Source organism: Pseudomonas sp. o96-267 (genome assembly GCF_003935465.1).
Classification (GTDB): Bacteria; Pseudomonadota; Gammaproteobacteria; order Pseudomonadales; family Pseudomonadaceae; genus Aquipseudomonas; species Aquipseudomonas sediminis.
The window spans coordinates 175,658-194,814 of sequence record NZ_RHQP01000003.1; the positions used below are offsets into that span (position 1 = coordinate 175,658).

Annotated in this window: 17 protein-coding genes and 1 pseudogene; 7 read left to right on the top strand and 11 right to left on the bottom strand. The window is 56.9% G+C overall.

Annotated elements, in window-relative coordinates; translation table 11 throughout:
• Positions 1 to 85 precede the first annotated feature (85 nt).
• The 8 genes from EGJ86_RS03245 to EGJ86_RS03280 form a co-directional block, all read right to left on the bottom strand.
• Complete coding sequence (locus tag EGJ86_RS03245; RefSeq protein ID WP_125834033.1) at positions 86 to 688, bottom strand: hypothetical protein; 603 nt, start codon at positions 686 to 688, stop codon at positions 86 to 88.
• Positions 685 to 1,962: an AAA family ATPase gene (locus EGJ86_RS03250; RefSeq protein WP_125834034.1), complete on the bottom strand. Its 1,278-nt coding sequence runs from the start codon at positions 1,960 to 1,962 to the stop codon at positions 685 to 687. The genes EGJ86_RS03245 and EGJ86_RS03250 overlap by 4 nt, the downstream gene beginning before the upstream one ends.
• A gap of 169 nt (positions 1,963 to 2,131) precedes the next feature.
• Entirely contained in the window at positions 2,132 to 3,448 is a 1,317-nt protein-coding gene (locus EGJ86_RS03255; protein WP_125834035.1) for an McrC family protein, read from the bottom strand.
• Positions 3,445 to 5,709: an AAA family ATPase gene (locus EGJ86_RS03260; protein WP_372237956.1), complete on the bottom strand. Its 2,265-nt coding sequence runs from the start codon at positions 5,707 to 5,709 to the stop codon at positions 3,445 to 3,447. The genes EGJ86_RS03255 and EGJ86_RS03260 overlap by 4 nt, the downstream gene beginning before the upstream one ends.
• Before the next feature lie 10 nt (positions 5,710 to 5,719).
• Complete coding sequence (locus tag EGJ86_RS03265) at positions 5,720 to 7,207, bottom strand: restriction endonuclease subunit S (RefSeq protein WP_125834036.1); 1,488 nt, start codon at positions 7,205 to 7,207, stop codon at positions 5,720 to 5,722.
• The gene (locus tag EGJ86_RS03270) at positions 7,197 to 9,179 is read right to left on the bottom strand and encodes a class I SAM-dependent DNA methyltransferase (RefSeq protein WP_125834037.1); all 1,983 of its coding nucleotides are present in this window, start codon (positions 9,177 to 9,179) and stop codon (positions 7,197 to 7,199) included. The genes EGJ86_RS03265 and EGJ86_RS03270 overlap by 11 nt, the downstream gene beginning before the upstream one ends.
• A gap of 240 nt (positions 9,180 to 9,419) precedes the next feature.
• Complete coding sequence (locus EGJ86_RS03275) at positions 9,420 to 10,061, bottom strand: peptidase M15 (protein WP_125834038.1); 642 nt, start codon at positions 10,059 to 10,061, stop codon at positions 9,420 to 9,422.
• A 75-nt stretch (positions 10,062 to 10,136) separates the two neighbouring features.
• Positions 10,137 to 10,382: a hypothetical protein gene (locus EGJ86_RS03280; protein ID WP_125834039.1), complete on the bottom strand. Its 246-nt coding sequence runs from the start codon at positions 10,380 to 10,382 to the stop codon at positions 10,137 to 10,139.
• A gap of 173 nt (positions 10,383 to 10,555) precedes the next feature.
• On the opposite strand from EGJ86_RS03280, the gene EGJ86_RS03285 reads away from it, so the two are divergent.
• Positions 10,556 to 11,431, top strand: coding sequence for a WYL domain-containing protein (locus EGJ86_RS03285; RefSeq protein ID WP_125834040.1), 876 nt, complete (start codon positions 10,556 to 10,558; stop codon positions 11,429 to 11,431).
• Positions 11,432 to 11,482: 51 nt separating this feature from the next.
• On the opposite strand, the gene EGJ86_RS03290 is transcribed toward EGJ86_RS03285, so the two are convergent.
• On the bottom strand, positions 11,483 to 12,142 hold the full coding sequence (locus EGJ86_RS03290; protein ID WP_125834041.1) for a hypothetical protein: 660 nt from the start codon (positions 12,140 to 12,142) through the stop codon (positions 11,483 to 11,485).
• A gap of 216 nt (positions 12,143 to 12,358) precedes the next feature.
• Here EGJ86_RS03290 and EGJ86_RS03295 point away from each other — a divergent pair, with 216 nt between their 5' ends.
• The 5 genes and pseudogenes from EGJ86_RS03295 to EGJ86_RS25250 form a co-directional block, all read left to right on the top strand.
• Positions 12,359 to 12,754, top strand: a complete 396-nt coding sequence (locus tag EGJ86_RS03295) for a hypothetical protein (protein WP_125834042.1) — start codon at positions 12,359 to 12,361, stop codon at positions 12,752 to 12,754.
• A 1-nt stretch (position 12,755) separates the two neighbouring features.
• Complete coding sequence (locus EGJ86_RS03300) at positions 12,756 to 13,406, top strand: hypothetical protein (RefSeq protein WP_125834043.1); 651 nt, start codon at positions 12,756 to 12,758, stop codon at positions 13,404 to 13,406.
• Between the two features lie 99 nt (positions 13,407 to 13,505).
• Positions 13,506 to 15,677, top strand: a complete 2,172-nt coding sequence (locus EGJ86_RS03305; RefSeq protein WP_125834044.1) for an ATP-binding protein — start codon at positions 13,506 to 13,508, stop codon at positions 15,675 to 15,677.
• A 138-nt stretch (positions 15,678 to 15,815) separates the two neighbouring features.
• Complete coding sequence (locus EGJ86_RS03310; protein ID WP_218565866.1) at positions 15,816 to 16,835, top strand: YafY family protein; 1,020 nt, start codon at positions 15,816 to 15,818, stop codon at positions 16,833 to 16,835.
• Positions 16,832 to 17,173 (top strand): annotated as a pseudogene (locus tag EGJ86_RS25250) (IS3 family transposase); the annotation flags it as partial. The gene EGJ86_RS03310 and the pseudogene EGJ86_RS25250, both read left to right, overlap by 4 nt.
• 82 nt (positions 17,174 to 17,255) lie before the next feature.
• Here the strand turns inward: EGJ86_RS25250 and EGJ86_RS03315 are convergent.
• A complete protein-coding gene (locus EGJ86_RS03315) occupies positions 17,256 to 17,882 on the bottom strand; it encodes an HAD family hydrolase (protein WP_100549941.1) in 627 nt (208 codons plus the stop codon).
• A gap of 109 nt (positions 17,883 to 17,991) precedes the next feature.
• On the opposite strand from EGJ86_RS03315, the gene EGJ86_RS03320 reads away from it, so the two are divergent.
• Positions 17,992 to 18,219, top strand: coding sequence for a DUF4113 domain-containing protein (locus EGJ86_RS03320; RefSeq protein WP_242408749.1), 228 nt, complete (start codon positions 17,992 to 17,994; stop codon positions 18,217 to 18,219).
• Here the strand turns inward: EGJ86_RS03320 and EGJ86_RS03325 are convergent.
• A complete protein-coding gene (locus EGJ86_RS03325; protein ID WP_125834045.1) occupies positions 18,125 to 18,994 on the bottom strand; it encodes a site-specific integrase in 870 nt (289 codons plus the stop codon). The two genes, EGJ86_RS03320 and EGJ86_RS03325, sit on opposite strands and share 95 nt — an antisense overlap.
• Between the last annotated feature and the right edge of the window lie 163 nt (positions 18,995 to 19,157).

The following is a 19,157-nucleotide window of genomic DNA, read 5'->3' on the forward strand; positions in this document are numbered from 1 at the left end:
GGCGGGAGCATCACTCGAATGACGTGGCACGACCACGCGGCGAGCGAGCCTTACATGCTCGGTTACTTGATCGGTACTTGTTCGCTCACGGCAGAGCTGCAGCGTTCTGCCTCTCTACGGCTCGCGCAATCAGAGGGGCAACATCACGCAGCCCTTCGAGCGTCAGCTTGCCCTCCTGATATTTGCGATACCAGCCACGTCGCTGCCGCAGTACGCGCTCATCATCCTGCAGATGCAGGCGCTCAAGGGTCTTCACTGTCAGCTCACGCAATGGTTCGGGTACCCGCTCGGGAACCACTACGAGCTGCAACGAAGGCAACAGCACCTCGAACCAGCCTTCACGCACATCAAGTGGGTCGAGGATGGTGACAGCCTTGTTCTTGCTACTGTTGATCCAGCCCGATGCGAAGCGGTAGTTGCTCCATTCGTAGGCTAAAGCCTCATCGGCATCGACTGGCAGAAAGTGATCCACGGTGCCAACTGGCTCGTACATAGCGCTATACGCACACAGTTCTCGAAACGCATCTGCCAGCGCAGGCTTGAAAGGGGTCCAGAAGTCTTTGGGCCGCATCTTCCCTGGCTTCCTGCTCGCCTTGGGATGCGCCGCGAGCCAATGAGCGCCCTTCCTGCGGCATTTTTCATCGAACTCAGCGGGTTCAGCCATAAGCCTCTGATCGATTTCGATCATGCATCACCCGACCTGCGTGGTAGCTGCCGAGTCTCAACCAGCCAGCGTGGCCAGAAGTCGTCATGTCCTGGGAGTACACGCATCAGTTCCTTGTGGATGGCGCCCTGAGAATGCAACTTCTGTGGTAAAGCGGCTTGCTCACCACGCATCCAGGCCTCGGCGGCTTCGATGGCTTGCTCAGCCTCGACAGATCGGGCCTGGCGCAAGCCAAACGAGTCTGACACCAGCCAATTCACCACATCCCCTTGCTTGGCCCAGGGCTCTTTACTAACTTCAGCCTGCCCATTGCGCAAAATAATGTTGAATACGGCATCTTTCGACACATCGAACTCAGGCTCGACCGACGCCAGTACCAGCGGGGAATGGGTGGCCACAATCAGTTGCACCGGAACCTTCTTGCCAGTCAGCGCCTCCATTACCCTCAACAATGCAGGCACTACCCGACGCTGCCACTGCGGGTGTAGATGGCATTCGATCTCATCGATTAGAAAGACGATTTCCTTGGCCTGTTTTCGCCCGGTCTGCTCACACGCAAGGCGATGTTCGCGCCAGGTCCAAACTAACAAATAAGCCAATGCGGCGATTCGGCGCATACCGGCAGAAGCATGTACCAACGCCACATCCTGTCCATAGCTCATACGTAGCGAAGGGTAGTCTTTAACGTCTAGGCCCAGACGCACAGGTTGGCCCGGCTCAAGATGTTCAACGCCCGAGGGAGACAGTGCCGCCAAGACCTTGATCAGGTCCGAAAAAGCCTCATCCCGCCCCTTCTGCCATAACACCCAGTCGTGGATCAGTCCGTTGCAGTAGCGAATGCCGTTCGGTCCCTCAAGCCCGTTCCACACCTGCTCCGGGGTGAAGTTGAACGCCCTGGGGCGCTCCGCCGCATCATCGCTTTGCCAGTAGTTGCGCGCGGGGTCCCAAGCAGAAAAGCTGCCATCGACCCCGGCGTAGATCACCACACCCGGAATAGCTGGTCGGCCCTGCTTTGTTGGCCATAGCTGATCACCGCGCTTGAATACGCTGGTCTCTGCAAAGTCACCTGATGTCGATTTACTGAAGGCATAGGTAATGCTGCTCTTCTTACTGCTGGTCGGCGGCACCGCAGACACGCCCCGCGCCCAGGTGCGAGTCAGCGACCACCAGGCAATATCCAGCAAAAAGCTCTTGCCCAAGCCGTTATCACCGGTGATGAAGTTCAGCCGTGGCGCAAAATCTACCGGGCCAAAAAATTTGGCTGGACCTACGCCCTCAAGCAACAGGCTTTTCAGCATGAGTAATCTCCATTGACTAACGGGCAGGGAATGCCATCAGCCACGCCGTGCAAATAAACGGATTTGATCATGCCAGAAACACCTCGAACAGTGCCCTTGCAACTTATGAGGGACAAGCAACGCATCACGTGATGAGTATCTGCCACCGGATCTAATCGCTGAATTAGTCTCATGCGCTCAGCCACAGCGGATTTCGACTGACCCTATCGCTACATAGCGCAAGACCGGCCGCCTCGGCATCCACTAGGCAGCCTTCCCCATCCAGCTCAAACGGCAACACCCAAAGCTTCATCCCCTCACCGTAGTCGAACACCGGCAGCGCCTTGCGTAAACCAGACCAACACGGATAAATCAGCACGAGCGTCGGAATGCCAGTGTCATTGCAGTATTTGTGGCCATAGGCAAACAGCTGATAGAAATCGCTCTGACTGAGGTCGTAGTTCTTCTCAGGTTTACCGGCATCGATGCGCTTCCACTTGGTATCAAGAATCCAACGCTGCTCCGGGGTGTCGATCAGCAAGTCCGGTTTCAGGCAGAACATCTTTCCGCTGTCATGCCCGCACAGGTGGTGCCGGCTGGCTTGTGAGGTTAGTTTCGCACCGCGCAGCAAGCGTTGCCGCAGCCAGCCCTCCACATAACACTCGAAGAGTTTCTCCATCGGGAACAGCAAGCTCATGCCGCGCCACTCTCCACTCACGGCAATCGGCATCTGCTGGTTGAGGATCAGCTCACACCAGGGCTTGATGGCCTGGTAATGCGCCATCAAACGGTCGCGGCTCCAGGCACGCAGATCCTGGCTCACCTGCTTGCTAGACGGCACCTCGGCCAGCATCGCTCTGAGCTCGCTGGCCAGACGCCAGTTGGCTGCATCCTGCGTGCTCTTGGCTACCTGCTCCAGCGCCAGCTTGAGCAAACGGTTCTCGGCACGATCAGGCAGAAACACGTCGTGACGAATCTGGAAGTGATGCTGCCGCCCCGGCGGTTGGCGCATCTGCGCCACTACATTGAGTTGGCCACGCAGAAAGCGCTGCTCTTCCTCGATGCGCTGATAGTCGAAGCGCACACCGCGCTTCACCAGCAAATCCAGCTCAGTCAAGAACTGCCCCATCACCCACTCGCTGAGCGGCGCATCGAACAGCTCCAGACTGGCCACCGAGGCATCACGGGGCTTGAGCTGCAGAGCCTGCTGGATAAGCTTGCGCAGCAACTGGCGACTCTTGAGCAGGCAATCGTCCTGCTCATGGTGCTTGGGCAGAATCTCCAGGCGCGTGCCACAGGGCGTCTCCACCACCCCTACGTAAGAGTCCCACTTCAACGCATGCCGCCCGTCCACCTGCAGCAGCGTGGCGCCGTTACGGCTGAAGCTGGCGCTCAGCTCACATAGCCAGTCGAACGCGCTCTGCGATAGCTGAGCCACATCCAACGTGGGCTCAACCTCGGCCGTAGTCAGGCGAGCGTACTCGCGGATGGTGACGGTTGCTTTCACGCCTTGCCCTGGCTTAGCTGATCGATCAGGTGGCGCCCCAGGCTTCTAGTATTCAGCGCGTTACCGTTGCTGTTCTGCTGGCTAACGCCAAGCTGTTCAGCCAACTGGCGCAAAATGGGCTTGGCCGGCTGCAGCAAGGTATCCGCACGCCACACCTCAACGGAGCCGCTGGCCAGTTCTCGCAAGGTGAACTCACCCTGCGCCGCTTCGCGCTTTACCACCCGATCAGCAGTCACCCGTGAGGCATCGAGAATGCCGATATAGGCCTCCATTCGCTCGAACGCCTCATCATTAAGCGTCCAGTAGCTAGCCGCCAAGCCTTGCCCTACGTCCCGGCCAAACAGTGCTTCAGCGAAGCTGGTTCGCTCCTGAATGAACTGATCGTTTGGCGCCTTGCGCTGGTCATTCAGAACCCAGGCGATGCGCTGCCAGTCCTCGAAGAAATACTCCTGCAGCAAAGGCAGAATCTGGTTGCGGAAGATCAGCTCCAGCCGAGCCTGGGAGCCATCCTTTTTCAACGGCATAAAGTAGGCATGGCCCAGGCAGTGATCCCGATCCAGCAGCACCTCGATGCGCTGGTTCATCACCCGCAGCAGCTGACCAATGTTCAGCCCGACCACCTCAACATCATCCAGCAGCTCAGGCCGCGGCGGCATCTCGCGGAACACGAAGCGTCGGCGCAGGGCAATATCCAGCCCGGCCAGTGAGCGGTCGGCGGTGTTCATGGTGCCGATCAGGTACACATTCTTCGGCACGCTGAAGGGCTTTTTCGAATAGGGCAGCTTCACGCTCAGCGCCTCATCGGCACCCTCGCGCTTGGACTCCTCGATCAGCGTGATCAACTCACCGAAGATGCGGGAAACATTGCCCCGGTTAATCTCATCGATAATCAGCACATAGGGCTCACTGTCTGCGCCCGCCACCGTCACCAACTCAACCGGTTTCACGCCCTGCTGCTGCAGGTATGACAGCAGATCAGCCCAGGTGAAGCGACTCATCGCATACACGGTTTTCAGCGTGAATTGGCGTTCGTCATTGAGCGGCAGAATGGACAAATTGATATCCCGATACAGCCAGCGCACCGAGCGCACATGCTGATAGTCACCGAGCACCCCGGCCGGCACCTGCGCCTCATAACGGTAGTCGCCGGTCACCACGCCAATCGAGCCGATCTGCTCGGCCGAGTGGATGCACAGCAGAATGTCACCCACCACCATCTGCTCGGCGAAGTAATTGAGCGTGCCTTTATCGCCACCGCCGAGCGACTGGTAGTACGCATTCTGCTCATAGTCCCCACGCAGATCACCGGTTTCCCCCCAGCCGATGCGCGCCTCGCCATTGTCCAGACAGTAACTCTTGGTCGGTGAACTGCCGGTGCCATTAATGGAGATTTTCCAGATCGCAGGATTACCCCGCACCCCCAGGTCAGAAGCCGGTCGCGTGCGGGCATCGTCACACAGGCGCTTGAACACACCCGACTCAACGGAATACCTGACCTGCCCGGTTTCCGTGTCGGAGTCCGCCCGCAGCCCTTCGACAAAGTCCTCGTAGCTGAAGCTCTGGTGGAAGGTCACAAAGCGCACCCGCTCGGCGGTCACGAAACGATCGAACTCCGCTTTCAGGCGCTTGCGCGTCTCCGGGTCATTGCCACTGTTCTGCGCCAGGAACTCAGGAGCCAGAATCGCCAGCGCCTGGTTGATGGTGTTGTAGGTTTTGCCGGTGCCCGGTGGGCCGTAGAGGATTTGGTTCAGGCTCACTGACACTGCTGGACTCGCCGTCATAGTGGTTTCCTCGTAGCTTGCAGGTGTGGCACTGGAAGGATTGAGATAATCATCCAGCGTACGCCCCTCACCTTGAAATGCCTGACGATCCTGCCCACGAAGCAAACCATCTAACTGCTCAAGCCAGCTCCTTACATCAGAAACATCAGGGTACTGATCAGACACCAGTTGCGTTGGCGACAGTTGCGATCCGTACTGTTCCGCAAACATGCCATTGTGCTGCAAAGCCAAATAAGCCTTTTGGTTTTTGGCAAGCAAAATCAGCGCATTCTTGCCAGAGGCAGCACCCGGCTTTCGCCTGCCGACACCTATATAAATTCCACGATTATTAGTGCGATTAAGCGCATAGAAATCACAGGTCGGATAACGATCACGGATGGCTGCAAGCGCAGCCAGAACCCATTGACGCACCGTCTGAGTATCAGAGTCGGCCAACACCTGCGCTAGCGCCTGCTCGCTAATAAGGCTTGCTGTGCTCATCCAGTAGTTCCTATTCCATGGATTCTGTGACAAGAATCTCGGCCTCCGGCAGACGTAGCTGGCCAGAGATCAGGCGGGGTAAGAGGGTGTCGCGGAGTTGGGTGAGGGTTTGGGCTTGTTGCAGGTTTTCTTTAATTCGGCACATGAAGGGACGCAAAAGAGCTTCAAACGCTTCAATAACATTCGCATCCGGGTAGATGACCTGAACACCTTTCATTGTCTCGGTAGTAATGGTGTCAAACACCGAGCCGTGACTACGCTGTTTAAGATTCTCAACCAAACGGTACGTACTGAAATAGGTGAAATAGGCGTCCCCTGCTTTGCCTTGAAGGCCGTAGCAAGACTGATTCATCGCCATGTCTTTGCCAACCAAAGCCAGACGCCCTACTGTCCCACGCGCTGAAATAATCGTTGTTCCTTCAGGCAACAGCTTGGTCGATGAACCGTTTAGTCCTGCCACAGAAATATGCTTGACGGTATCGATCACAAACACGTCAGAAACTGCCGGGGCGTCAACGACCGAGAACCAAGGGATATCGCCATCCCAGTACTCCGGCACAGAAGTCTTAGGAGTACCCCCGCCAATAACATTTACTGTTTCAGTGAAAGCAAGTCTCTGCCACCCCTTCGGCACCAAGCCCAGTTCGGACTCTTCGAAGCTATCGGGGAACAGGGCAGCGGTGGTGGCGTCCATGGCCGCTTTCGGCATCCTGCCTTCAGCGGCACTCATACATCCCTGTATAGCGCCTTCCGGCTGTCCTTGCGCTTCGGCTCCTGCCTCCGCTCCAGGCCTGGGCAAGTCGGATGCCTGCGGCATCCTTGGTTGCCCGCTGCGCTCGCCATCCTGGCGTGCTCGCCCTTCGGCCTTGGCGCGTACGGGGTCGAAATCGACGAACCAGGATTTGAACAGCGCCTGGGCGATGGCCTCCAGGGTGGCGTTGGTGTCGCGCAGGAGACGAACACGCTCATCAATGGCTCCCAAGAAACGTGCAAGGCTCCTTTGCTCTTCGATTCTCGGAAAACAAACGGGCAGTGCTTTGATAATGTCCGTATTGATGTTAGGCATCACAGCGCCGACCGCATGGGTTCTGAGCCAGCTATATGCTTCTTCGCTGGACAGGTACATGGCCAGGAATTGCGGGTCCACTCGCTTCGACCGGACACGTAGCAGCAACGCCCCTGTCCCACATAGCGCACCCTGATATCGCTCATCAACAATGGCCGACAGACCAGTTGCCTGTGCACCTCGACGGGCAAACAAGATGTCACCGACACTAAGCCGATGCCTTACGAGCTCCGCGGCCTTGTCTGCATTCACTTGTGGCACAGACACATCGAGAATGCGGCCTCGACCAATCGCCTCGGTTGGTATAACGGCAGTGCCATTGGCCACATAGTCATAACTGTGTAGCTGTGAGCCGAACGGCCCAGTTTGGACTATTGCCTCACCGCTTCTGACCAAGTCACCAATAGTGAGTGAGCTCCACTCAGAACTCATACCCCAGCCCCCCCAGCTTCTGCCGGATCAACTGATCGAGTTCCGCGCCCTTCTCCATCTGTTCGCCAAGCTGCTGGGTCAGCCGCTGCATCTTTTCGGCAAAGGCTTCGTCGTCGTCTTCCACTTCCTCGGCTCCGACATAGCGGCCCGGTGTCAGCACATGGCCATGCTCGGCGATTTCGCTAAGTTTCACGCTGCGGCAGAAGCCGGGGATGTCCTGGTAGTCGCTGAGACCTCCGCCCACGGTCGCTCCCGGCATCCTGCCTCCCGCGACACTGGCACTGCCCTGTGCGGCGTCCAGCGGCTCGCCGCGCCAGTTGGCGACGGTTTGCGCGATGCGCTCGATATCGGCGTCGGTCAGTTCAATCTGCACCCGGCTAACACTGGTGCCGAGTTTGCGTGCATCGATAAACAGCACTTCGCCAGGGCGGGCGGTTTTCTGTTTGGCGAGGAACCACAGGCAGGCGGGAATCTGCGTATTAAAGAACAGCTGGCCGGGCAGCGCGACCATCACCTCCACCACGTCGGCCTCGACCATCGCCCGGCGAATCTCGCCTTCGCTGTTCTGGCTGGAACTCATCGAGCCGTTGGCCAGCACGATACCGGCGCGGCCATTGGGCTTGAGGTGGTAGAGCATATGCTGCAGCCAGGCGTAGTTGGCGTTGCCCTGCGGCGGGGTGCCATACACCCAGCGCGGGTCGCCTTCCAGGCTGCCGTGCCACCAGTCGCTGATATTGAACGGCGGGTTGGCCAGCACGAAGTCGGCACGCAGATCACTGTGCTGGTTACGGATAAAGGTATCCGCCGGTTCCTTGCCCAGGTTGAAGTCGATGCCGCGAATGGCCAGGTTCATCGCCGCCAGCCGCCAGGTGGTGGGGTTGGACTCCTGGCCGTAGATGGACACATCGCCCAGCTTGCCGCCGTGGGCCTCGATGAACTTCTCCGACTGCACGAACATGCCGCCACTGCCGCAGCAGGGGTCGTAGACCTTGCCATGGTGCGGGTTGAGCACCGCCACCAGGGTCTTGACGATGCTCGCCGGCGTATAGAACTGCCCGCCCTTCTTGCCTTCGGCGCTGGCGAACTGGCCGAGGAAGTATTCGTAGACCTGGCCGAGCAGATCGCGGGCCTTGCTGGTGTCGTCACCGAAACCGACGGTAGAGATCAGATCCACAAGCTCGCCGAGCTTGCCAACCGGCAATTGGGCGCGGGCATAGCGCTTGTCGAGGATGTTCTTCAGCTTGGGGTTTTCCGCCTCGATGGCGGCCAAGGCCTCGTCGATACGCTTGCCGATATCCACCTGCTTGGCGGCGGCGCGGATCGACTCCCAGCGCGCCACTTCCGGCACCCAGAACACGTTGACCTCGCGGTAGTAGTCGCGGTCTTCCAGCTCGGCATTCAGCGCTTCGGGGTCACTGCCGTCAAGGGCGTGAGCGCCCAGGTAGTAGTCGTCGCTCTCGTCGGTGAGCTTGCGCTCCAGTTCGGCGCGCCGGCCGGCGAAGCTGTCGGAGATGTACTTGAGGAAGATCAGCCCGAGCACGATGTGCTTGTACTCGGCGGCGTCCATATTGGCGCGCAGCTTGTCGGCAGTAGCCCAGAGGGTTTTCTCCATGGCCTCAATGCTGGTGGCCTGCTGTTTGGGCGCTTTGGCCTTTTTCACCGCTGCGGCGGCTTGCACCACATAACCGGCTGAGACTTCTTCAGTGTTCACCGGGGCCATACGCTCACGGGCCTTGTTCAACACCTGATCCGCCAGGCTGCTGCCCGATGCTTGCGCGCGCAACACCGAGCCGCCACGGCCACGGCCTTTTTGCAGCACGCCCTGCTCGATCAGCCCGTCACGCGCGGCCCAGAAGGCCTCTTCGCTCAGATCGGGAAACTGCCCCTTGAGGCGCTCCAGTAGCGACTGATTGCCAATGCTCGAACCATCAACCGGCACCAAGACCAGCAGGGCCTGCTCCAACTCACTCATACACAACACTCCATAGCCGCCCGCCAGAGCGGGGGCGACTCAATTCAAATAGGGGCAGCATTACAGACGGGAACCGCGGGGAGCGAAGCGCCAGGCGGCGGTTGCCGCCGCGCATCTGGAGGGCCATCCCTGGGATACCGCGACCTGCCATTTTGCGATGCCCGTCACCTTATCCATTGGCAAAGCAGGGGTAAAGCGACACACCGCTGTTTGCAGCGGCCAGCCATCCCAGCCCTGCGCTTAGCCCAGGCTAGCTAGCCATGACTCTGTGAGCTGCTTTCGCTCCTGCAAGCCAAGGGCCGCCACGCCCTTGCACACCAACGCCTTCTTATCCCCGGTATGCGGGTTGGTGACATAGGTATTAATGCTCGGCAGCACCTGCGGGTTGGCACTCCAACGCAGGTTGAAGGCGGCCAGTTTGGGAAACCAGTACTGGTTGGCGTAGGGCAGGTTGTCGTGGATCCACCAGGCCAGCGGCGTCCAGTCGCCGGTCTGGTCATACCAGGGCAGCAGCGCCGGCACCACGATGCAGGCGGTGGCGCCCAAGTGGCCGTCGGCATCCGGGTAGTCCCAGATATGCGCGGCGTAGTTGCTTTCGTTCTTCGCACAGTTGTTGCCGTCTTCCGCCCCCTTGGCATTCACCGCCGGGGCGCGATACGCCGAACGAGTGGCGATACGGCCGAAGCGATCTTGCAGTGGCTCCAGCAAGTTTTCACAAAGCCCACGCCCGGCTTCGATGGCCCGATCCGGGTAGTCCGGAATATTGGGGATGCCTTCGATTTGGCTGATTTCCGAGTAGAGGAAATCACGCATAAAAAAGTGCTTGGAGAGCCTGACCCGACCCAAATCTTCCAGGGCCTGCACCGATGCTGGTTTCTTCATCCTGATGTGTTCCTTGTAAATAGGCATCCATTGCCAGAGGTTGTACCCAAACCTTATTGATTTGTCTGCGGGTAATTAGCCGTTGTGATGTATCTGCCTCGCCTGCTCTTGGGCAAACTCAAGCTGGCGCTGTAGTTGCTCGACGTGTGCCTTTTCCGCCCTCAGGCCGGCAGTCAGTTCGCGTATTTCATCCTCTTGCTGATAAACCCGCATCAGCGACTGCTTCAACTGGGCCTGTAAGCTTTGCAAGCTGGCGAGCGCTTCACGCCGCTTAAGGACCTGCCAATACAGGGCAATTCCAGCTCCTTGCACAATCAGCATGCAAATACCCATAACGAGCCACGACATCCCAAGTCCAAACACGCTTTGCTCTCCCTTTGCCAGTCCGCCCTGTTGCAGCGGACTTGAACGACAGCATCACGATATGTAGCCTTAAGCGACATATCTAGAGTGTTTGCCTGTACAGGTAAAGTTTTCGAGCAGATGGAGAGGCTATGAAGCGCAAGCAGGAAATCACGTCGGTTCGCTGGGATCTGGCACTGCGCTACCGTTTGATCGAGACGGTGGCCTGGTGGGAGGGGCGTCTGACCACAGGCCATCTGATGCAGAGCTTTGGCATCAGTCGTCAGCAGGCGTCGAAGGACATCAACTCGTACATTTCCGACTACGCGCCGAAGAACCTGGAATACGACAAGCATCTGAAGGGGTATGTACCGAGCAGCCACTTCAAGCCACTGTTTATTGATGACAGTGCCAGCGCCTATTTGCACCTGCTCAACCAGAACCATGACCGTGCACCACACATCGAAGGACTGGCATTGGCCTATGCGCATACCGAAGTGCTGCAGGTGCCGGATCGCACGGTTCGCCCGGAACTACTGCGCCCTCTTCTACGCGCCTGTCGCGAAGGCCTTCGCCTGGAATGTGAGTATGTTTCGTTCACCACGCCTGACGCAGAAACACGCCTGATCGCCCCGCACACGCTGATTTACACCGGCATGCGCTGGCATGTGCGCGCCTATTGCGAGAAGAACCGGGATTACCGCGACTTTGTGCTAAGCCGCTTTCGTGGCGTGCCGGAGTTGATGGACGACAAAACCGAAAACACACGCGAGCAAGACCCGGGCTGGACTAACCAGGTGCAGGTCATCATTGAACCCGACTCACGCCTGAAGCCTGAGCAGCAAGCCATTATCGAAACCGACTACGGTATGCAGGATGGCCGACTGGTGATCGAAACACGCGGCGCATTGGTGCAGTACGTATTGCAGCGCTATCAGATCGATCCAACCAAGGTGCATGCCAAAGCAACGGCGCAGCAAATTGTGGTGGTGAACCTGGATGAGTTGCAGGAGTGGTTGTATCACTGAGGCTTGGTTTCAGGTTTCGTGTAACGACTCAGATAGTGGCGATTCAAGACCTTATACCCCGGCCTCACCTTCTGGCTCACCGAGTAGCAGCAAAATTGGCTGGGCACTGTCGTGAATTTTCATATCAAGCCAGCTAGTCGTCAGACCTGGATTGCACCTCTCAACCGCATCAAGCAGCCCGGCATACATACCTAATGTGAGATGCTCGCCACCAAAGAGGTTGGCGTACAGGGTGCGAAACTTCAGTACCTTTAACGCCTCCTCCGGCACCTCCCAAGGCTCTGTACAGCTAATGAGTGCGCACTGCAATTGACGTGAACTGGCCGCACTCAGGACAGCCAGGAAATTTTCCAAGCCATTAGCCAGCAAACCCTCCTCTAAGAGGGACGCCCTGAGAAAGGGCATCACAGCCTCAAACCACGAGTCAGATGACAGCTCTGCGGGTAGCTCGACATAGATAAGCTGAAAGATTGAGTCCTCCAGCTGCTTGATCCTCGCATATGACTCCAGGTGCAACCCATCGCCGGCATCATCCCCCTTGCAAGCAGTATCTAACGGGGCATCAATAACGAGGTAGGCATTGCCAACCCCCAAGCTAGATACCTCAGGTTCTAGCTCGCGTTTTAGTGTCGTATGCAGGGAAATACGGCAGGTATTGAAGTCAATACTGCTGACTGTCATAAACACTGAGTCGCCCTGAAATCCGTTCATGTTAATTGGTCTCCACGACCTAAACAGAATGCTGACTCAGCATGCAGCCCTTCCACGACAAAATAGGTCGCTAGGGGAAACTGCCGTCATAAAAGCTTTGGCGCAAGAAAGCAGCCTCTCAACTCATTGTTTATGGCTAGCAGGAAAATATGCGTGCGGCACATTTCGTCGCACGCAAGGCGCAGCATGGCTGCTCACTCTCAAGGGAGAAGCACCATGGATAGCCTGATCAAGGAAAACCTCGAATCACTGCTGCAGGAAACCTCGAATACCAAGCGCTTAGGTCGGCGAATCATCAGCCTGGCAGGCTTTCTCAACCATTCCGAACCACCTGAGCATTTGCAGGAGCAGCTAAACAATCTGTCGCGCTTGTTGATTCAGCAGGATGCATTCGACGCCTTGCTTGAGCCCGTTACCTTAATGTCTAGGGCGGGACTCACTGATACCCTAGATGCCCACGCCATGCGCGCGATGCTCGCCAGCCTAGAGGAGGCCCGCAAACAGATTGCGGCATTGGAGGACATTAACTACGCCCAACTGATCAGCTGGCTGGTCAACTTGGCGGTTAGCCGAAAGATCATTCGCCTGAAAGTTGCTGAGCGAGGGGAATGATATGTCGACACCTGAAATCAAGCATTCGATGTACTGGCCACGTTTAAGTGTTATGGACTTTGTGACCCTTAAAGAGTCCATGCAGACCAGCTTCTCTGCGGAGTACCCGGTGTCCGCCCTAGGGTTGAGCGATCTGAATTTTGTCATCAATGCGCCGCTCGATTACCGCCCGCCCGCAAATGGCGCGCTCGCTACGCTTTACTTCGACCAGACCGACCGCGCTCGCGTCTTGCCGGAGAATACGTATCAGGTCAGATGCCCACACACCCTGAATGCGTGTGAATTCATCAGCTGGTCCGAGCAAGCCATCGATATGATTCGCGTGGCGCTGATGCACAACGGGGTTGTGGGCATAGATTTGATGGACCTAGTCAATAGCCTACGAAACAGTGCCAGTCGGAAGTTGGTGATACACATCATCACCTATGAAGATCCCCTAGAAGTGCCATGGAAAGCGCTCCAGCAGTGCCGTTTCAAGACCCTTTTTGCCTCTCTGTTTGCAGGTCCGGATTTATCGTTGCGGAGTTACTCTGCCCTTGGCTGCGCCCTGGAAGAACTCAATCCGAACGTTGATGATTTGAAGCTGGCTGCAACCGCCAGCCATAAAAACGCCCTACCTGTGCTGATGCTCTTAGGAGAGCTTGAAATTTGAGGCCTTATCGCGCTGGGTAAAAAGCTACCAAGTCAGCATGCGACACATTACGTCGCAAGGTGTTGCAAGAATGCCTCCATGGTCAAAGGAGGACTCGCCATGCCAAAGCCCACCCGCAAATCCGGCCCCCACAGTCAAGACACATGCCCGCTGGCTATAGCGTGGATGTTCAAGTTGATGCTCGACTGCTCTGGTCATCGTGGTTTTATCAACCACTGCTGCTTCAGTGATGATGATGTCGCTCGTGAGCTGGGGGTCTACTGGCTGATTGAAGCTGACGACAGTGATGACGAAGACGCCGTGCCGGTACCGGTCTTTCACACCCGTAGATCCGGACCCTCGAAAAAAGCGCGCAAACCTAGCTTCCACGAACGCACGCTGGCCGCGCTGCGTGCGGAGCGCAAGCTTTTCGACAAAGCCTTCCCTAACCCCGTACTGCCAGACAACCTCCAGGCAAATCTGGAGAACCTCGCGCAGCTAATTGGCCTGGATGAAATTGAGCAGAAGCTGATCGGTTTCTGCTCATTGATGAATACTGACACTCTGCTGGACGACTGTTGCAACCAGCTCGGCTACATCGGCTTCAACCGCCTCACTAGGGTGCTGAGCATCCTGCTGGACGTCCCGCAGAATGACATTCGCGTGCGGCTTTCGGCAGAGGGTCGTCTGGTGCAGTCGGGCTTGATTGAAACCAACCTGCGCAGCAGTGCGAGAAATCACGTGTCTGATTTGCTGGGCTTCAACAACAAAGACCTACTGTTTTCAGTGCGTCACCATCAGGGCAGTGCCATCGGACTCTTTCAGAGCGCCTTTCGTCCGGCCCCTGATAGCTTGTTGTGTGCCGATGACTTTACCCACCTCAGTGTGCCCCTGAATATCGCCCGCCCCTATCTGCAACAGGTACTGGAGGAAAAGAAGCTGGGGGTGAACATTCTGATCTATGGCCCGCCCGGCACAGGCAAAAGTCAGCTCACCCGCATGCTGGCAAACGAACTATGCGCCGAGCTCTATGAGATTGCCTGCACGGATAACAATGGCGATCCGATTGATCGCCGCGGACGGCTGTGCGCCCTTCGCTCAGCGATGTGCGTACTCGGCCAGCAAAAGACGCTGCTGGTGCTGGATGAGATTGAAGATCTGTTCAGTGGCAGCAGCGAGCTGGCCATGCTGGCCGGCCAGGAGCGGCAGAAGGGCTGGATCAATCGCATGCTGGAGGAGAACCCCATCCCCTGCTTTTGGCTCACCAATAACATTCATGCGCTGGACAATGCCTATATTCGGCGCTTCGACCTTGTTCTCAGGCTGGAAAACCCACCGCGGCGGCAGCGTGAGAACATCATTCGCAGCGCCAGCCACAATCAGCTCAGCCAGCCCTTGATCGACAAGCTGGCGGACCACGAGCAGTTGATGCCAGCCATCATCACACGGGCGATGAGCGTGGCGAGTATTCAGGATCAGACAAACGCGGCCAACCTGGACACCACTGTTGAGTTCCTGGTCAATGCCACGCTGCAAGCCCAGGGCTTTCCGCGTCTCGGCCAGGGCCGCATGCATGCCTTGCCTACGTTTTACAGCCCTGAACTGGCCAATACCGATATGCCACTCGATCAGCTCTTGAGCGGGCTGCGTAATTATGGCGAAGCGCGCCTGTGCTTTTACGGCCCTCCCGGTACAGGCAAGACCGCGTTTGGTCATTGGCTGGCGCAGCAACTCGGCAAGCCACTGTTGACCCGCCGCGCATCCGACTTGATTTCACCTTATGTGGGAATGACCGAGCAAAACTTCGCCCGGGCATTTGAGCAGGCCAACGACGATGATGCGATTCTGCTGCTCGATGAGGTGGATAGCTTTCTGCAGGACCGGCGCAACGCTCGGCATAGCTGGGAGATCAGTGCGGTAAACGAAATGCTGACACAGATGGAAAGCTACCGCGGCCTCTTTATCGCCTCCACCAACCTGATGGAAAACCTCGACGAAGCGGCACTGCGGCGCTTCGACTTGAAGATTAGTTTTGGCTACCTCACCGCGGAGCAAATCACTCAACTACTCCGCCAGCATCTACGCCAGATGGGCTTGAAGAAACCGGACAGCCTTAAGCTCGCCCGGCTACTCAGACAAAGTTGCCTTACACCGGGTGATTTTGCGCTAGTGGCCAGGCGTGCTCGCTTCAACCCCTTTACGGACGCCAATCACGTGATTGATGCGCTGCTGGCTGAGAGCAGCCTGAAAAGCGCCAGCACTATGAGAGCCATTGGCTTTGCCGAGTGGTAGATCCTGGAAGGTTCGGCAGCCTTGAGGTTGCTGAACCTGCTGATTTGTTGGTGTCAGGGCATCCCTATGATGCAGTTGCTTGGAGTACCGGGGCTGGGCATGATGCCAATTAGACACTTCCAGACAAGGATGCCCGCTGTGCCATCAGCCACCAGCCGCAGCACACTGACCCGACAATGGGAACTGCTCAAGCTGCTGCCACCCAAGGGCCCGGGGATCACAACGCTTGAGTTACAACGCCTACTCGGTGACGCAGGGCACGAAACCACAAAGCGCACCATTGAGCGTGACCTTGTTGAGCTATCCAGGCTTTTTCCCCTGCAATGCAATAACAAAGGCATGCCCTACGGTTGGCACTGGATGCCCGGAAAAAGCGCCGAGCTTCCTGGCATCACACTTGGCGAGGCCCTTACCTTGCGGCTGGTGGAAGGCAGCATTCGCCCCTTGATACCGGCTTTTATGCTGAAAACGCTTGAGCCGCGTTTCAACCTGGCCAGGCAAAAGCTGGAAGCCATGAGCGAAGAAAATCCTTCGGCCCGCTGGCTGGACAAGGTGGCCAGCGTGCAACCGGAACTCACGCAAATCCCCCCAGAAATCAACGCCGATCTTCTCGACGTGATTCAGCAAGCGCTGATGAACGATACCCAGCTCAGCTGCCGCTACTACTCAGCCCACAAGAATCAATTTCACAACTTCACCCTTAACCCACTGGGCCTGGTACAGCGAGCCCATACCACTTACCTCATAGCCAGCGTCGAACCCTTCGACGACATCCGTCAATTCGTTGTTCATCGTTTCGAAGATGCACGTGGATTACCCACTCAATGCTTCAAACCGGAAGGGTTTGATCTGCGAGACTATGTCAATAGTGGCGCCATGCAGTTTGGTACCCACGAGAAGATCAAGCTCGAAGCCTGGATCAGCGCAGGACTCGCGCGCCTGCTGCAAGAGGCGCCCATATCCCACGACATGCTGCTGGTCACAGAAGATGAAGGCTCACGACTAACCGCCACAGTGAATGACAGCTGGGAGCTGAAGTGGTGGATTTTGTCCCACGCAGGATCCATTCAGATACAACAACCACAGGGTCTCAGAGACGAGATCCAGCAACGACTACGGGCGGCTCTAGAGCTGCATGAGCAAGTGCCTAACAGTTGATTGAAGGGTTCTACAGCAAGCTGGTGGTTGGTTGTTCGATGCATCATCGCCAGGATCGGCAGATGGTGATCCGAGCGGTGGAGATGGCGATCTGGCAGCGCCAGGGTGACTGGTCAGTGATCCTGCATTCGGCTCGCGGTAGCCAATTCACCGGTGCTGACTAGCAGCCCTTTCTGAATCGCAACACGCCGGCCTGCAGCATGAACGCAGTCTGGCATTGCGGCGACAATGCTGCCTTTGAAGGCTTCTTCGGTCAGCTCAAACGAGAGCGTATTGCCCATCAGTCGTATCGAACTCGTGATGAAGCACGGGCTAATTTATTCGCCAGGTATATCGAGGAAGAGGAGTAGCCAAGCACTGCGCCCTCCCGCTTGCACGACACTCCTTGCCATCTACGCGAGCATAATTCAGGTAGATTACTTATGGTTTATTTGAATTAAGAACAACTCGTACAAATGAGCGGAGATCTGCAAAACCCTCGGTGCGTGTAAGGTATCGGTCGAGATAATGGCCTTTAATGCCAAAGTTAGTTGGCCCATCCCGATCACACTGCTGTGAGTCTCCGATCATCCATGCCTCATGAGCAGCGACGCCGAGTTGTTCGATCACGTTCTGGTAGATCCTGGCATCTGGTTTCAGTGTTCCAATCTCGAAACTGTAGCCATATCCGTCCAGGCCGGGAAAGAGACGCTCTATCGGCTCCCGGTACGGAAGGGCGAGGTTCGAGCAGATCGCGACTTTTATGCCCGCTGACTTCAGTGCTTCGATAGCTAGCAGTGCGTCCTCGTAGGGTCCGATACGCTGGAGCTCTGCATCTAGCTCTGCTTGAATCCGCTCCAGCTCAGAGGGCAGAAGTGCGATTCCGAAATGAGCCGCCGCCGCTTCAAGGCTCAGCGGATTCGTCATAATGATCTTGGCATCGTCAGCACGAACGCCTCGACCTCGCAGCCTACCAATCTTAAGTACCTGCCTGTAGGGATGGCAGCCTTTGTGGATTTTCAGGACAGTTCCAAAAGCATCGAAAATCACAGCTTTTACGCGGGGCACAGGTATGCCTATCTGAGCGTTAGGGACAGCCTGATCTTCGCCGAATTGACTGGTTTGTTCTACGCCTGTCCTGTTTTCCCCGGAGCAGCCAGCCAAGACCGAGCGACTGATGAGTACGCTGGATACCATTAACGGACGCTGGGGACGAGGGACGCAGCGGCCGAGGCGCCCGGCCAAAACAGCCGAACGGAGCATGCGACGGGAGAGATCTACTGAAGGTCGACGCCCGGTGAGCTCGACAATCAGCAATCAATGCGCATGGCCTTCGCACGAGATCGAGCGTATGCAGCATGTGTTGTTCGAACTTTCGATAAGTCTGCTTCGCACGCAGGCCTGACCTGAACAGCCTCGGCGCGGCCAAATCGTTTATCACCATATCGAGCAATAGAGTCCGTCGCTTGATGACCCATCACATAAGCAATTTCGACCCGCGACAGTCCCGATGCCTTGAGGTTTGATCCGAACTGGTGGCGCAACGTGTACATACTCAGCACCTTTTTACGAGGAAAGGTCTCAAGAGCCGCGCGATGGATCGCTATTCGGATTGAGTCCAAGCTCCTGCCTTGAGAATGGAAAGCCTCAAGAGCATTGCTTACCAGCCTGCAGAAATCCTCACTGGCTTCAAGCACTCGGTCAGCACCACGCAGACCGCCATGGCTGTGTTTCGCGCCAGGAATCACGATGCGATTGCCATTGACGCTGATGCCACTGAGTTCACAAGGGCGCGCGCCTGTCATACTGATCAACAAAAGGGCCCCCGCCTCAACCACCTGCTCCTTTGCTAACAGCTCCTTGACCCAGCGCCCAAGCTCTTCATCAGAAATTCTCTGCCGCCGAGCCTGCTGGCGTTTGCGAGGCAGGCCCAAAACGGTAACAGGGTTGAGTGTCCGATTGATTTCCTGGGCAATCCAGAAGTGATTCCGGAGCTTTTGATCCAGCGCGAGTGCATTGCGCAACCGCCTGAAATAGTCGGGCCGATATTCAGGCGCAGCCCTCAATAAAGCACCAATGATATTCAGCTCATTTAGCTCACTGACCGGGATGCCAGGCAGGCGCGTTTCGTAGAAGTGGCTGGCTAGTGAGCGGTAAGCATTTTGGGTCTCTGTGTTCATGCTGATTCTTCTTTTTATACGTACGAACGAGCTCGCACATAACCAGCATGCTCAATGAGCAAAAGCTATTGCAATACGCCGATCAATTATTTTTTGTATACGACAGAAAAAACAAGCGTCAAACCGACCTGCCACGCCAAGGCGGACATAGGTTCGTTGATTG